We start from the raw sequence: 12,785 nt of genomic DNA, 5'->3' as shown, positions 1-12,785 counted from the left end.
CAGCCATGACCACCACCGCGGATTCCCCGCTCACCGAATCGCACCTCGACGCTGATCGCACCGGCGCCGACAGGATCGGCCCTGACCGTATCGAGGCCGGGCGACGTGCCCACGAACTCGACCGGGCGCACGTCTTCCACTCCTGGCAGGCACAGGGACCGTTCGACCCGATGACGGTCATCGACGCTGCAGGCTCCTATGTCTGGGACGGTGAGGGCCGGAAGCTGCTCGACATGTCATCGCAGCTGGTCAACACCAATATCGGCCACCAGCACCCGGCCGTCGTCGCCGCTATCCAGGAGCAGGCGGGCCGGCTGTGCACGATCGCGCCGCAGCACGTCAACGACGCCCGCTCCGAGGCGGCCCGACTCATCGCCGAACGCACCCCGGGCGACCTCGACCACGTGTTCTTCACCAACGGGGGAGCCGACGCCAACGAGCACGCGATCCGGATGGCCCGGCTGCACACGGGGCGGTCGAAGGTGCTTTCGGCCTACCGCAGCTACCACGGCGGCACGCAGCTGGCCGTCAACGTCACCGGTGACCCGCGCCGGTTCGCCAACGACTACTCCGCTGAGGGCATCGTTCACTTCATGCCCGCCTACCCGTATCGGTCGTACTTCAACTCGACGTCCGAGGCCGAGGAGACGCAGCGGGCGCTGGCCCACCTCGAAGACATGATCACCCTCGAGGGGCCCGGCAACATCGCCGCACTCATCCTCGAGACCGTGCCTGGCACCGCAGGGATCTACGCCCCACCGGCCGGTTACCTCGCCGGCGTGCGCGAGCTGACGGCGAAGTACGGGATCGTCTTCATCGCCGACGAGGTGATGGCCGGCTTCGGCCGCACCGGTCGCTGGTTCGCCCTCGACCGCTGGGGCGTCACCCCGGATCTCATCACCTTCGCCAAAGGAGTGAACTCCGGATATGTCCCGCTCGGCGGGGTCGCCATCTCGGACGCGATCTTCGAGACCTTTCGCGACCGGGCCTACCCGGGCGGACTGACCTATTCGGGACATCCGCTCGCCTGTGCGGCAGCGGTCGCGACGATCACCGCGATGGAGGACGAGGGAATGATCGCCAACGCCGACCGCCTCGGCGAGGACATCATCGGCCCGGGTCTGCGGGAGATCGCTGGGCGTCACCCCTCGGTCGGGGATGTGCGGGGGATGGGCTGCTTCTGGGCGATCGAGCTCGTGAAGGACCGGACGACGAAGGAGCCGCTGGCGGCCTACGGCGGCAGCTCGCCGGAGATGAACGAAGTCATCGCAGCTCTCAAGGCCGAAGGCGTGCTGCCGTTCGCGAACTTCAACCGAATCCATGTCGTGCCGCCGCTGAACACCCCGGATGAGGATGTCAGGTTCGGGCTCGCCGCCCTGGATCGGGCACTCGACGTCGCGGATCGGTACGTCACGGAGCAGATTCGTCACGCGTGACCGAGGCGTCGCCTCGGCGATGTGCTGCCGCGGATTCCGCGGGTGGGTCGGCCACGGTTTCCGCGGATGACAGCGGGAAGCGGGGAGCCGCCTCGGCGAGGGAATTGCGGTGTTCGGGCCCCGTTCGGAATGTGAGTGCTATTGCACTCACATTCCGGGCGGGGCCCGTTTGCGCACGTCAGAAGTGAACAAAAGGTGAATGAGGTGGAGTAGGGTCGAATTGCGGGTGAAGAGCAGTTGAATCTGTGGGTAGACTTCTGCGGGATAGTGATTGCTGGCCGTCAGCTGCATCATCCACGGTCCGAATAGTGTCTACACCCAAGGTCGATTAGTGGAAATCATCTTCGTCGTCGTGCTCGTCATCGCACTGGCACTGTTCTTCGACTTCACCAATGGCTTTCACGATACGGCCAATGCCATGGCCACCCCGATCGCGACCGGGGCCATCAAACCCAAGACTGCGGTCACGCTCGCTGCGATCCTCAACCTCGTCGGCGCCTTCCTCTCCACCGAGGTGGCCAAGACCATCTCCGGCGGCATCATCAAAGAAGGCGGCGGGGGAGTCCAGATCACTCCTGATTTCATCCTCGCCGGTCTCATCGGCGCCATCATCTGGAATATGGCGACATGGCGCTTCGGCCTTCCGTCCTCCTCGTCCCATGCACTCTTCGGCGGCCTCATCGGTGCGGCCATCGTCGGTGCCGGACTCAACTCCGTCGACTACGGCGTGTTCCTGTCGAAGGTCGTCATCCCGGCTCTGGCGGCTCCGCTCATCGCCGGCTTCAGCGCCTACCTGTGTACGAAGATCGCCTACGCGATCACCCGCCGCAACGAGGAAGGCAAGACCGCTCGCCGTGCACCGTTCAAGTACGGGCAGATCTTCTCGTCCTCGCTGGTGGCGCTCGCCCACGGCACGAACGACGCGCAGAAGACGATGGGCGTCATCACCCTCGTCCTCGTCTCCGCGAACCTGCAGGAGCACGGCACCGGTCCGCACATCTGGGTGATCACGGCGTGTGCTCTGGCGATCGCGTTGGGCACATACGTCGGCGGTTGGCGCATCATCGACACTCTCGGCACGAAGCTGACGACGGTCAAGGCCGCGCAGGGCCTGTCGGCCGAGACGTCGACGGCCGCGGCCATCCTCGCCTCCTCGCACCTCGGCTTCGCTCTGTCGACGACGCAGGTCGCCTCCGGCTCGGTGCTCGGTTCGGGACTGGGCCGCAAGGGCGCCGATGTCCAGTGGTCGACGGCCGGACGGATCGCCTCCGGTTGGCTGCTGACGATTCCGGCCGCCGCGATCGTCGGCGGGCTGGCCGCCGGCATCGCTCACCTGGGCACGATCGGCGTCGTCATCGACACGGTCATCGCCGTTATCGTAGTGCTCTGGATCTACCTCAGCTCCCGTCAGGTCGAGGAGACGGACATCTCGAACTTCGACACCGTGGGTGAGGCGGTCAACATCCGCGGCCGCAAGCGGAAGCTGCGCAAGGACCGCAACCGCAAACGCGCTCAGGAGAAGCGGGAGGCCCGGTACGAGGCCTGGGCAGAGAAGCAGGCGGCCAAAGAGAAGCGCCGGGCTCATCGTCACGCCAAGAAGAACGGGGCCGTTCCCGCCGAGGCGACGACAGGATCGTCGACCGGTTCGGCGTCCGGCTCGACCTCCGGACCGGCGTCCGGCGCCGATTCGGGGCGTGCCTCGAACACCGGAGCCGATGCGAGTCGGGCAGATGCGAGCGATCAGGGAGACGCGAAATGATCGAGTGGAGTTCCTTCGCCATCGTTGCGGCCGCGACATGGGTCTCGGCCATCATCGTCATCACGCTGTTCTCCGTTGCCGTGCGCATGCGCGCGACACATCTCGATCGGGTCGACGAGGGCCGCAGCAGCGCAGGGCTGCCGGTCGCCTACTGGACGGTCTTCGGAATCTGCGGAGCAGTCGTGCTGCTCGGCGTCTACCTCATCGTCCCGGCTCTCCACGGCGCCTGACGACTCGGGCGGCGATCGCCTGCCGTCGGCCACTGCCTGCCGTCGGCAGCACCTGCCGTCGGCAGCCGCTTTGGACGACCATCACTCACCGGTAGGGTCACGTCCACCCTTTGGCGCGCCATCCTTCACCCTTAGCTGCAGCGCATACAACTGCAACGGTGCACTGTGACGCTGCGACGACGTTTTGCTTCCACCGGTGCTCAGCGACAGCGGCGGTGAGGGATGCCCCGTGGTGAACAGGTACCTATGTTCGTGCCTTGGGAGTAACTGCGACAGTCGGCACCAAAGGTGAGGGGTGCAGGCCTCCCAACTGTCACGGAATACGACGATCCCCCAACCACCTCGGCGGCGGTTGGGGGATCGTCGGCGAACGGGCGGCTCAGTCCGTCGGCAGATCAGCCCAGCGAAGCAGCCAGACGGCTCAGGCAGCCTGCAAACCAGCCGAACGGCTCAGGCGAGGCCGAGGCGCTGGCGGAGGTTGTCGACCTCGGCGCGGAGCTCGGCCGGAACCGAATCGCCGAGTTCGGCGTACCATTCCTCGATGAGGCCGAGTTCGGTCTCCCACTCTTCGGGCTTGATGGCGAGAGCCTTGCGCAGCTGCTCGTCGGTGAAGTCGAGGCCCTCGGTGTCCAGGCCGCCTTCGACCGGGGTGAGGCCGAGCGGGGATTCCTGAGCATCGGCGGTGCCGGTGACGCGTTCGAAGACCCATTTGAGAACGCGCGAGTTCTCGGAGAATCCGGGCCACAGGAACGAGTTGTCGTCGTCGCGGCGGAACCAGTTGACGTAGAAGATCTTCGGCAGCTGGGCACCCTCGGTGTTGCCGATGTTGATCCAGTGCTGCAGGTAGTCACCGACGTTGTAGCCGATGAACGGGCGCATCGCCATCGGGTCGCGGCGGACGACGCCGACGGCACCGGTGGCGGCCGCGGTGGTCTCCGAGGAGAGCACCGAACCCATGAACACACCGTGGGTCCAGTCCTGGGTCTCGGTCACGAGCGGCATCGTGGTCTTGCGGCGACCGCCGAAGAGGATGGCCGAGATCGGCACACCGTTCGGGTTGGTCCACTCGGGAGCCAGGGTCGGAACGTTCGCGATCGGGGTGCAGAAACGCGAGTTCGGGTGAGCGGCGGGGGTATCCGACTCAGGCGTCCAGTCGTTGCCCCTCCAGTCGGTGAGGTGAGCAGGTGCCTCGTCGGTCTTGCCTTCCCACCACACGTCACCGTCGTCGGTCAGTGCGACGTTGGTGAAGATGTTGCCGCCTGCCTCGATGGCGCGCATCGCGGTCGGGTTCGTGGTGTAGCCGGTGCCCGGGGCGACACCGAAGAGCCCGAACTCGGGGTTGACGGCGTAGAGCTGGCCGTCCTCGCCGAAGCGCATCCATGCGATGTCGTCACCGAGGGTCTCGGCCTTCCACCCGGGGATGGTCGGTTCGATCATGGCGAGGTTGGTCTTGCCGCAGGCCGACGGGAACGCGGCGGCGACGTACTTGACGACGCCTTCGGGGTTCGTCAGCTTGAGGATGAGCATGTGCTCGGCCAGCCAGCCCTCGTCGCGGGCGATCGCCGAGGCGATGCGCAGCGCGTAGCACTTCTTGCCCAGCAGGGCGTTGCCGCCGTAGCCGGAACCGAAGGACCAGATGGCGCGATCTTCGGGGAAGTGGGTGATGTACTTGGTGGTGTTGCAGGGCCAGGCGACATCGTCCTGACCGGGCTCGAGCGGAGCACCGACGGAGTGGACGCACTCGACGAACTTCGCGTCCTGGGCGTCGATCGCATCGAGGGCGTATTTGCCCGAGCGAGCCATGACGAGCATGGAGAGGACGACGTAGGCCGAATCGGTGACCTCAATGCCGAACATCGGCTGGTCCGCCTCGGCGTGGCCCATGACGAAGGGGATGACGTACATGGTGCGTCCGCGCATCGCGCCTTCGAACAGCGGGTTGAGGGTTTCCTTCATCTCCGCGGGAGCGACCCAGTTGTTGAGCGGACCGGCGTCCTTCTCGTCTTCGGAGCAGATGTAGGTCCGGCCCTCGACGCGGGCGACGTCCTCGGGGTCGGAGGCCGCGTAGTAGGAGTCCTTGGTGCCGTTGACACGCTGAATGGTGCCGGCCTCGACGAGCTTCTCAGCAATCTCGTTCTTCTGTGCTTCGGAACCATCGATCCAGACGATGTCGTCCGGGGTGGTCAGGGCGGCGATCCGGCTGACGAACGAGAGCACCGACTTGTTCTCGGTCGGTGCGTTCTTCAGCTGGTCAGCGACGACATCATGGTCGAGGACAGTCATGAGTGGTCTCCTGGTGGGTCGTGTGTGGGGTTTCGTCTCCGGCGGCTGGCGTCCGTCGAGCGGTTGGTACATATCCACCGTAGGATGGGAGCGGAAGCGAAAAACGCGCGTTTCGGTCACTCGAAGATGTGCATTAGATCACAGCCAAAGGTCGATTGACGTGAAAGCAGCAATTCACTGACGTGTTGTTTCAATTGATTGATGTGTTCTTTCAGCGATGATCGACCGCTGAAATCTGCGATTTCATCCCCTCTCGCCGAGGCGGCTCTGGCCTTGAGTGCGAATGTGGCGAAGCGCACGTGGAGACGATTTGAGCTTCGGTGAGGCGGGTGTGTATAGTTGTTCGAGTTGCAGGGCGAGAGTCCGGGCGACATGCGCCACTAGCTCAACGGATAGAGCATCTGACTACGGATCAGAAGGTTGGGGGTTCGAATCCCTCGTGGCGCACAGAACGAGAGTCCCTCACCTGGCAGGATTGCTGGTGAGGGACTTTTTTGGGTTATGGGCCGAATGCGCGCATGCGCCCGGATGCACGGCGGCGACGGGTCCTTTCGAGCGCGCAGCCCTGTGCCGGCCGCTGCGGTGGTCGCAGAGAGTGATCGCGATACGATTGTCAGGACAAATAGCGTCGACGGCGGCGGGAACACGGCTGCTCATCGACGACGAATTCGAGCCGCGGAGGAGCGGAGATGGCATCCTGGGCGTCTTATCCCTATGACAACAGTGTGATTCTGGTGACCGGTGCCGGCTCGGGGATCGGCCGGGCGATCGCTCGGGCCTTCCTCGAACACGGGGCGAACGTGGCCGTCTGCGGCCGAACCGAAGAGTCGCTGCAGGAGACGTGTGCCGGTGCGCCAGAAGACAGGGTCCTGATCAGTCGCGCAGATATGAGCAGTCCGGCGGACATCGCTCGCACGGTCGGAGCCGTTCGTGAACGGTGGGGACGCATCGACGTGGTCATCGCCAATGCGGGAGTCTCGCTGCCAGGAACTATCGACGACCTCGACGAGGAGTCGTGGACGCGGATGCGTTCGATCAATCTCGACGGCCTCATCGCCCTTGCCCGGGAGGTTGTGCCGAGTCTGCGCGAGACGAAGGGCAGCTTCATCGCCATCTCTTCGGTCTCGGGAGTCGGAGGGGACTGGAACCAGGTCGGTTACAACGCGACCAAAGGTGCGGTGAATCTCCTTGTTCAGTCGATGGCGCTCGATCTGGGGCGGGATGGAGTCCGCGTCAATGCGATCGCGCCGGGCTTCATGCGGACCGCACAGACGCAATCGCGACTCGACGATCCGGTGTTCTGGGAAGCGCTGCGCAATCGCCTTGCGCTCGACCGGCCGGGTGAACCCGACGACGTCGCACGCGTCGCACTGTTCCTCGCCGGCGCCGATGCCGCTTACATCACCGGAACCGTGATTCCCGTCGACGGGGGTGTCACGGCATCATCCGGTACGCCGCGTCCGCCATACCAGATCAGCGAATACTGATCTTGTCGCGGACCGCCTCCGGGCGCCTCCGCTAGAGTGCGCGTATGGGCACAATGATCTGCGATGACGGAATCCGACTCGAATGGACGGAGACCGGTGATCCCTCCGGGCGGCCCGTCGTGCTGCTCGCCGGGTTCAGAGCCCCGGCGACGAGCTGGCGGTATCAGGTCGATGCGTTGGCCGAGACCGGCCACCCGAGCCGATTGGCGACCGGTCGTCGAAGGCACCGCTGTGCCCGTCCTGTTCGTCGCCGGCGCCGAGAGCGAATATTGGTCCGCTTCCCATGCGGCGGCGGCGTCGCTGGCTCCGATCGGCTCGTCGATCGTCATTCCCGATGACGGGCACGCCGCCAATATCGAGCAGCCGGAAGCGTTCAATTCGGCGCTGCTCGACTTCGCTCGCTCTCTGTGAGGTGACGCCGAACCTCGCCGAGGCGGTCGCCACATAGGGGAGGTCGCCAGCTCCTGGATCCCTGATATTGCGCAGCTCAGCCCTTGACGGCGAGCACCGGGACGGGGGAGTCGAGGAGCAGCCTCTGGCTGACCGATCCGATGAGCATCTTGCCGACCCGGGAGCGGCGGCGCATGCCGATGACGAGCCGGTCGACGTCCGGGCGCTCGTCGAGCTCGTCGAGGACTGCCTCGGCGGGATCCCGGTCGCCGCGCCCCTTGCGGGCGACGATGGTGTAGTCGACCCCGCTCTCATCGAGGGCAGTGGTGTCGAACGATGCGGCGATGCCGAGCGGAACGATGACAAGGTCGGTGTCGAAGAGCTCGGCTTCGGCGATGGCGGCGGTCAGCGCGGCTGCGCCTTCGATGCGGTCAGTGACGGCGACAAGGATCGACATGATGGACTCCTTCGGTGGAGATAGCTGACAGTGTGGTGGGTGCGGCCGAAGCGGTGAACGACCGGGCGAACAGTGCCGACGGACCGGATGCCGTCAATGGAGCGTTTGGTGCCGGGTGTGATGCTGTCATGTCACTCACCGTACTTCGAACGGAACTCCGCCTCGAGGTCCTCGAGGGTCTTGTTCCGGGTCTCGGGAACGAAGAAGTAGATGAACAGCAGCGCGAGCACACCGAGCCCTGCGAAGAGGAAGAACGTGTTCGCTATTCCGAGTCCGCTGACCACACTGGGGAAGAACTGGGCGACGCCGGCGTTGGCAAGCCACAGCGCGAAGACGCAGATGCCCATCGCGAAGGAGCGGATCTTCAGCGGGAAGATCTCGGCGAGCATGAGCCACACGAGCGGCCCCAGAGTCCCCTGCATGGAGAAGACGAAGAGGACGACGAAGACGAGGATCGCGTAGGCCTTGAAGGTCCCGTCCGGCAGGAATACGGCAGACAGGCCGATGAGCAGGTGGAACGTGCTGGTGAGCGTGAATCCGCCGAGGAGCATGAACCGTCGAGGCAGTTTGTTGATGAGCAGAATGCCGACGGTGACGCCGAGGACGGAGAAGAGGCCATTGAACGTGTTCGCGATGATCGCGGCATCAGCGGAGAAGCCGGCATCGGTGAGCAGCTGGGTGCCGTAGTACATCACCGAGTTGATGCCGGTCAGCTGCTGGGCGATGCCGAGCCCTACTCCGATGATCACCAGCCGGAGCACCCACTTCGATGCGAGATCCGACAGACCGCCGGTCTTGGACTCCTCTTCCTGCTCGGCGAGGATCTCGACCTCCTTCATCTCGGCTTCGGCGCGTTCGTCGGAACGAACCTGCTTGAGGACGTCGAGTGCCTGATCCTCGCGGTTCTTTGCGATCAGCCAGCGCGGGCTCTCGGGCAGGAAGATCATCCCCACGAGCAGCGCGATGGCCGGAAGCACCGCAACGGCGAGCATATAGCGCCAGACCCCGTCATGCTCGCCCCAGACGTTGAAGATGACCGCGTTGATGACGAAGGCGGCGAACTGACCGACGACGATCATCACCTCATTGCGGGTCACCAGCGAACCGCGTTTCTCGAACGGTGCGAGTTCGGCCAGATAGACGGGCACCGTCGTCGAGGCCGCGCCGACCGCCAAGCCCAGGAAGAAGCGGGCACCGGCGAGGAACTGCCAGTTCGGTGCAAGAGAACACGCGAGAGTCCCGACGATGAAGAACGTCGCCAGGAGGATGATGTTCGATCGCCTGCCGAAGGCGTCGGAGAGGCGCCCGCCGATCACCGCGCCGAAGGCGGCGCCGATGGTGAGGAAGCTGACGACCAGACCCTCGGTGTGCGGCGTCAGGCCGAAGTCGTGCGTCAGCGGTTCGAGGGCACCGTTGACGACCCCTGTGTCGTAGCCGAACAGCAGACCGCCGAAAGTGGCGACGACGGCGATGATGCCCAGGCGTGAGGTGTGCGGACCTTTGGTATCCGGCGGAAGATCCACCAGCGATTTCACTTGACCGCTCATGGCGTTCACTCTCCTTTGAATGATTCTCGATCGGTTCGCTGCTCCTGCACGATATGCGCGCAATGGAGGCGTGACCGGGGTGCCCTACCACCTGTCGGTGGTGGGGTTGAGGATGGCTATTCAGTATTGGTGCAGGTGGTGCGCTTACGTGGTGTGTTCAGCGGATTCGCGTCGGCCCGGATGCGCCGGCCGGCGCGGCGCCGCGTGGTGCGTTCAGCCGGCAGCACCTCCCTGTTCGCTGATGAGGTCGTCGATCCGCATCTTCTGGAAGCGACTGACGGCGTCGTTGTTCTCGTTCTCGCCGAAGACGTTGGAAACGATGAGCCCGTCGTCACGGCCGAGGAAGCCGGTCCGGTCCAGAGTCCGGAAGAGCGCGTCGAAGTCGACGTCGCCGTCTCCGATCTTGAGGTGCTGATGCACCCGCGCCGAGGTGGTCGGCGGGTTCGCGATGTACCGCAGTCCGTGCGAGGCCCGATGATCGAAGGCGTCGGAGAGGTAGACCGCGCGGAGGCGGTCTCCGAGCTCGTCGGCCAGCGTCTCGAGGCAGTCGCCGTAGTGGAAGGTATGCGGTGCGACGTAGACGAAGCCGATGGCGTCGGAGTCGAGTCCGCGCAGGACCCTCCACGCCTCATGCCCGTCCTCGACGAAGTCATCGGGGTGGGGGTCGAAGTTGAGTTTCATCCCCTCCTTCTCGACGATCGGAAGCAGCTCGTCCATCGACCGGTAGAACGACTCCTCCGAATCCTCGAACGATTCGGGGCGTCCGCTGAACTCGGTGTTGATGGTGCTCACACCGAGGTCGACGGCGATCTCGATGACGCGGCGGAAGTTCTTCACCGCGGCGACCCGCTTGGCCTCATCCGGCCAGGCGATCCGCTGCACCGGCAGCAGGGCAGGGATCGTGATGCCGGCGGCTTCGACGGCCTGCTTGAGGCGCCGAATGAGGTCGCGGTCCATCTTCGGGTAGCGGAAGTGGGTGGCGAAGTCCGGGTGCGGAGTCAGCTGCAGGTGGTCGAACCCGAGGTCCGCGGTCGCAGCAGGGAAGTCGAGCAGCCGGCGCGTGTGATGCAGCGGGGTGGGATCGTAGGCGATCTTCATGATTTCTCCAGATGATCCGGTGAGATGGGCGGTCGGTCAGCGGTAGAACGCCGGGGTGTCGGGAATGTCGAGGGTCCGCGGCTTGCCGTCGAGCAGCGAGGCGACGCCCTCCTGGCATGCCACGGCCACCTTGTATCCGTCCCACGCGGACGGTCCGGCGATGGTGCCGGCTCGGGCGGCGTCGACCCAGTCCTGCACCTGATTGTCGTAGGCGGCAGCGAAGCGCGTGGTGAAGTCGGCGTGTTCGGCCACACCGGAACGTCCCTGATGCCACAGCTGCAGGCCGTGCGCCTCACCGATCCTGGCGATTCCGGAGTCGAAGACCGCTTCGGTGGTGACTTGGTAGCCGAACTGGATGCTCACGTTCATCTCGAGGTCGACCAGCACCCCGTTCTCGAGCTCCATGAGCACGAGGATCGGCTCCTTGAGCCGCTCCGGGGTGAGCCGATTGCGGCGGGCGTGCTTGACCTCGAGCGAGACGATGGGGGATCCGGCCAGCCAGGGAACGACATCGAATTCGTGGACCACGGAGTCGTTGATGAGCATCTCCTGCACGTAGCTCTCCGGCACCGAGGGGTTGCGGTGGGCGCAGCGGAGCATGAGCAGCTCGCCGGCGTCCTCGGTCGTGACGAGTTCTCGCAGCTGCCGGTATTCGGGGTCGAAACGACGCATGAAACCGACCTGGATGAGCTGTCTGCCGGTGGCCTGCTCGGCCTCGAGCACCCGCCAGGAGGATTCGGGATCCGGGGTGAGTGGCTTCTCGCAGAGGATCGGCACGCCCGCCTCCAAGCTCGGCAGGAGCACCGCTTCGTGGAGGAAGCCGGGAGTGGCGATGAGCACGCCGTCGACAGCGCCGGCCTCGAGAGCGTCCTCGATTCGTGTGTAGCTAACCGCTCCGGGAGCGTTCTCCAGCGCCGAAGTGCGTCTGGCCTCGTCGGGGTCGACGATCGCCGAGACGCGGGCGCCGCTGATCGTCGAGGTGATGCGCTTGACGTGGTCGGCGCCCATCATTCCGGCGCCGACGACGCCGACCCTGAAGTCCTGCGGATGGTTGAGCTCGGTCATTGTCACTCCTGTGTGTCTGTAGTCGTTGTGTCAGCGGTCGACGACGGCTGCCGCGGTCGAGCCGAGGATGGTCGCCAAGGTGCGCTGGGCGATCGGGAAGGGCGCGTCGACGCTGCAGCCGAACATGTCCTGTTCGACGATCGCGAAGGTGGTCTCGTCGAGTGCTGCGACGGCTTCGATGATCGGGTCGAGGGGCGGGATGCCTTGGTCGGGTTCGACCATGATCCCGTCTGCCACGGCATCGCCGAACGGGGTGTCGGACTTGAGGACGTCGAAGATCTTCACCGGGTCGACCTGCTTGAGGTGGAGGTAGCCGATCCGGTCGGGGTGATCGGCGATGAGCCTCAGATTGTCTCCGCCGTAGTAGGAGAAGTGTCCGGTGTCGAGGCAGAGGTTCGTGTAGCGCTCATCGGTGAGTTCGAGGAATCGTTCGACCTCCGAATGCGTTCCGACATGGGAGTCTGCGTGGGAGTGGAACTGCTGGTGGAGACCGTACTCTTCGTAGAGCGCCTTGCCGAGGGCATCATGTCCGGCGGCCATACGGGACCACTGTTCGTCATCGAGAGTGCGGGGCTCACGCGCCTGACCGGTCGTATCCGAACGCCACAGATCAGGAATGACGACGATGTGCTCGCCTCCGAGATCGGCGGTCAGTGCCGCGACTGCCTCGGCCTGCTTCCACGCCCGGTCGAACTGGTCATCGGTTCTGTGGAATCCCGTGAACACCGTGCCGGCGGAGAGCTTGAGACCGCGGTTGCCGAGCTCCTCACGCAGCTGGTTCGGATCTGTGGGCAGGTAGCCGTACGGTCCGAGTTCGATCCAGGTGTATCCGGCGTCGACCACCTCGTCGAGGAAGCGCTGCCAGGGCACCTGGCCGGGGTGGTCGGGCAGCCAGACGCCCCAGGAATCGGGCGCGGTGCCGATACGGAGTGACTGCGTTGTCATGGGTGTAATCCTCAGGGTAGTTCGTCTGTCGTGGATGTCGTCTGCGGCTGCTCGGGGTCGACGACGCGTCGGGTCCGAGGCAGACGCG

At 65.1% G+C, this 12,785-nt stretch carries 12 protein-coding genes and 1 tRNA gene; 6 read left to right on the top strand and 7 right to left on the bottom strand.

Annotated features, from left to right (window positions below; all coding sequences use genetic code 11):
- The first annotated feature begins 5 nt into the window (after positions 1 to 5).
- The 3 genes from HF684_RS16380 to HF684_RS16370 all read left to right on the top strand — a co-directional run bounded on the left by HF684_RS16380 (position 6) and on the right by HF684_RS16370 (position 3,425).
- Positions 6 to 1,436, top strand: coding sequence for an aspartate aminotransferase family protein (locus HF684_RS16380; RefSeq protein WP_169253340.1), 1,431 nt, complete (start codon positions 6 to 8; stop codon positions 1,434 to 1,436).
- Positions 1,437 to 1,767: 331 nt separating this feature from the next.
- A complete protein-coding gene (locus tag HF684_RS16375; RefSeq protein ID WP_169253339.1) occupies positions 1,768 to 3,195 on the top strand; it encodes an inorganic phosphate transporter in 1,428 nt (475 codons plus the stop codon).
- Positions 3,192 to 3,425, top strand: coding sequence for a hypothetical protein (locus HF684_RS16370; RefSeq protein ID WP_169253338.1), 234 nt, complete (start codon positions 3,192 to 3,194; stop codon positions 3,423 to 3,425). The genes HF684_RS16375 and HF684_RS16370 overlap by 4 nt, the downstream gene beginning before the upstream one ends.
- A 450-nt stretch (positions 3,426 to 3,875) precedes the next feature.
- On the opposite strand, the gene HF684_RS16365 is transcribed toward HF684_RS16370, so the two are convergent.
- Entirely contained in the window at positions 3,876 to 5,708 is a 1,833-nt protein-coding gene (locus HF684_RS16365) for a phosphoenolpyruvate carboxykinase (GTP) (RefSeq protein ID WP_169253337.1), read from the bottom strand.
- Between the two features lie 116 nt (positions 5,709 to 5,824).
- Positions 5,825 to 6,007: a hypothetical protein gene (locus HF684_RS16360; RefSeq protein ID WP_169253336.1), complete on the bottom strand. Its 183-nt coding sequence runs from the start codon at positions 6,005 to 6,007 to the stop codon at positions 5,825 to 5,827.
- A 75-nt stretch (positions 6,008 to 6,082) separates the two neighbouring features.
- Between HF684_RS16360 and HF684_RS16355 the strand changes: the two genes are divergently transcribed.
- The 3 genes from HF684_RS16355 (at position 6,083) to HF684_RS16345 (ending at position 7,606) form a co-directional block, all read left to right on the top strand.
- Positions 6,083 to 6,155: transfer RNA gene (locus HF684_RS16355), tRNA-Arg, on the top strand.
- A 242-nt stretch (positions 6,156 to 6,397) separates the two neighbouring features.
- On the top strand, positions 6,398 to 7,195 hold the full coding sequence (locus tag HF684_RS16350) for an SDR family oxidoreductase (RefSeq protein WP_169253335.1): 798 nt from the start codon (positions 6,398 to 6,400) through the stop codon (positions 7,193 to 7,195).
- A gap of 171 nt (positions 7,196 to 7,366) precedes the next feature.
- Positions 7,367 to 7,606 carry an alpha/beta hydrolase gene (locus tag HF684_RS16345; protein ID WP_211168018.1) on the top strand — a complete coding sequence of 80 codons (240 nt, stop codon included), beginning with the start codon at positions 7,367 to 7,369 and terminating at the stop codon, positions 7,604 to 7,606.
- 76 nt (positions 7,607 to 7,682) lie between these two features.
- Here HF684_RS16345 and HF684_RS16340 read toward each other — a convergent pair whose 3' ends face one another.
- The 5 genes from HF684_RS16340 to HF684_RS16320 all read right to left on the bottom strand — a co-directional run bounded on the left by HF684_RS16340 (position 7,683) and on the right by HF684_RS16320 (position 12,697).
- A complete protein-coding gene (locus HF684_RS16340) occupies positions 7,683 to 8,042 on the bottom strand; it encodes a universal stress protein (RefSeq protein ID WP_169253334.1) in 360 nt (119 codons plus the stop codon).
- Positions 8,043 to 8,173: 131 nt separating this feature from the next.
- On the bottom strand, positions 8,174 to 9,589 hold the full coding sequence (locus HF684_RS16335; protein ID WP_169253333.1) for a sugar porter family MFS transporter: 1,416 nt from the start codon (positions 9,587 to 9,589) through the stop codon (positions 8,174 to 8,176).
- A 213-nt stretch (positions 9,590 to 9,802) separates the two neighbouring features.
- Positions 9,803 to 10,687 carry a sugar phosphate isomerase/epimerase family protein gene (locus HF684_RS16330; RefSeq protein ID WP_211168017.1) on the bottom strand — a complete coding sequence of 295 codons (885 nt, stop codon included), beginning with the start codon at positions 10,685 to 10,687 and terminating at the stop codon, positions 9,803 to 9,805.
- Positions 10,688 to 10,723: 36 nt separating this feature from the next.
- Positions 10,724 to 11,752, bottom strand: coding sequence for a Gfo/Idh/MocA family oxidoreductase (locus HF684_RS16325; protein WP_169253332.1), 1,029 nt, complete (start codon positions 11,750 to 11,752; stop codon positions 10,724 to 10,726).
- A gap of 30 nt (positions 11,753 to 11,782) precedes the next feature.
- A complete protein-coding gene (locus tag HF684_RS16320; protein WP_169253331.1) occupies positions 11,783 to 12,697 on the bottom strand; it encodes a sugar phosphate isomerase/epimerase in 915 nt (304 codons plus the stop codon).
- Between the last annotated feature and the right edge of the window lie 88 nt (positions 12,698 to 12,785).

It is taken from the genome of Brevibacterium sp. 'Marine', assembly GCF_012844365.1.
Classification (GTDB): Bacteria; Actinomycetota; Actinomycetes; order Actinomycetales; family Brevibacteriaceae; genus Brevibacterium.
Note: the sequence above shows the minus strand (reverse complement) of the source record. Positions and strands in the feature narration are given on the sequence as shown.

Excerpts from the sequence above, each read along its gene's own strand:
- HF684_RS16330 (WP_211168017.1), bottom strand. The coding sequence starts at position 10,687 with ATGAAGATCGCCTACGATCCCACCCCGCTGCATCACACGCGCCGGCTG.
- HF684_RS16370 (WP_169253338.1), top strand. The coding sequence starts at position 3,192 with ATGATCGAGTGGAGTTCCTTCGCCATCGTTGCGGCCGCGACATGGGTC.
- HF684_RS16350 (WP_169253335.1), top strand. The coding sequence starts at position 6,398 with ATGGCATCCTGGGCGTCTTATCCCTATGACAACAGTGTGATTCTGGTG.
- HF684_RS16340 (WP_169253334.1), bottom strand. The coding sequence starts at position 8,042 with ATGTCGATCCTTGTCGCCGTCACTGACCGCATCGAAGGCGCAGCCGCG.
- HF684_RS16365 (WP_169253337.1), bottom strand. The coding sequence starts at position 5,708 with ATGACTGTCCTCGACCATGATGTCGTCGCTGACCAGCTGAAGAACGCA.
- HF684_RS16345 (WP_211168018.1), top strand. The coding sequence starts at position 7,367 with ATGCGTTGGCCGAGACCGGCCACCCGAGCCGATTGGCGACCGGTCGTC.
- HF684_RS16325 (WP_169253332.1), bottom strand. The coding sequence starts at position 11,752 with ATGACCGAGCTCAACCATCCGCAGGACTTCAGGGTCGGCGTCGTCGGC.
- HF684_RS16380 (WP_169253340.1), top strand. The coding sequence starts at position 6 with ATGACCACCACCGCGGATTCCCCGCTCACCGAATCGCACCTCGACGCT.
- HF684_RS16335 (WP_169253333.1), bottom strand. The coding sequence starts at position 9,589 with ATGAGCGGTCAAGTGAAATCGCTGGTGGATCTTCCGCCGGATACCAAA.
- HF684_RS16320 (WP_169253331.1), bottom strand. The coding sequence starts at position 12,697 with ATGACAACGCAGTCACTCCGTATCGGCACCGCGCCCGATTCCTGGGGC.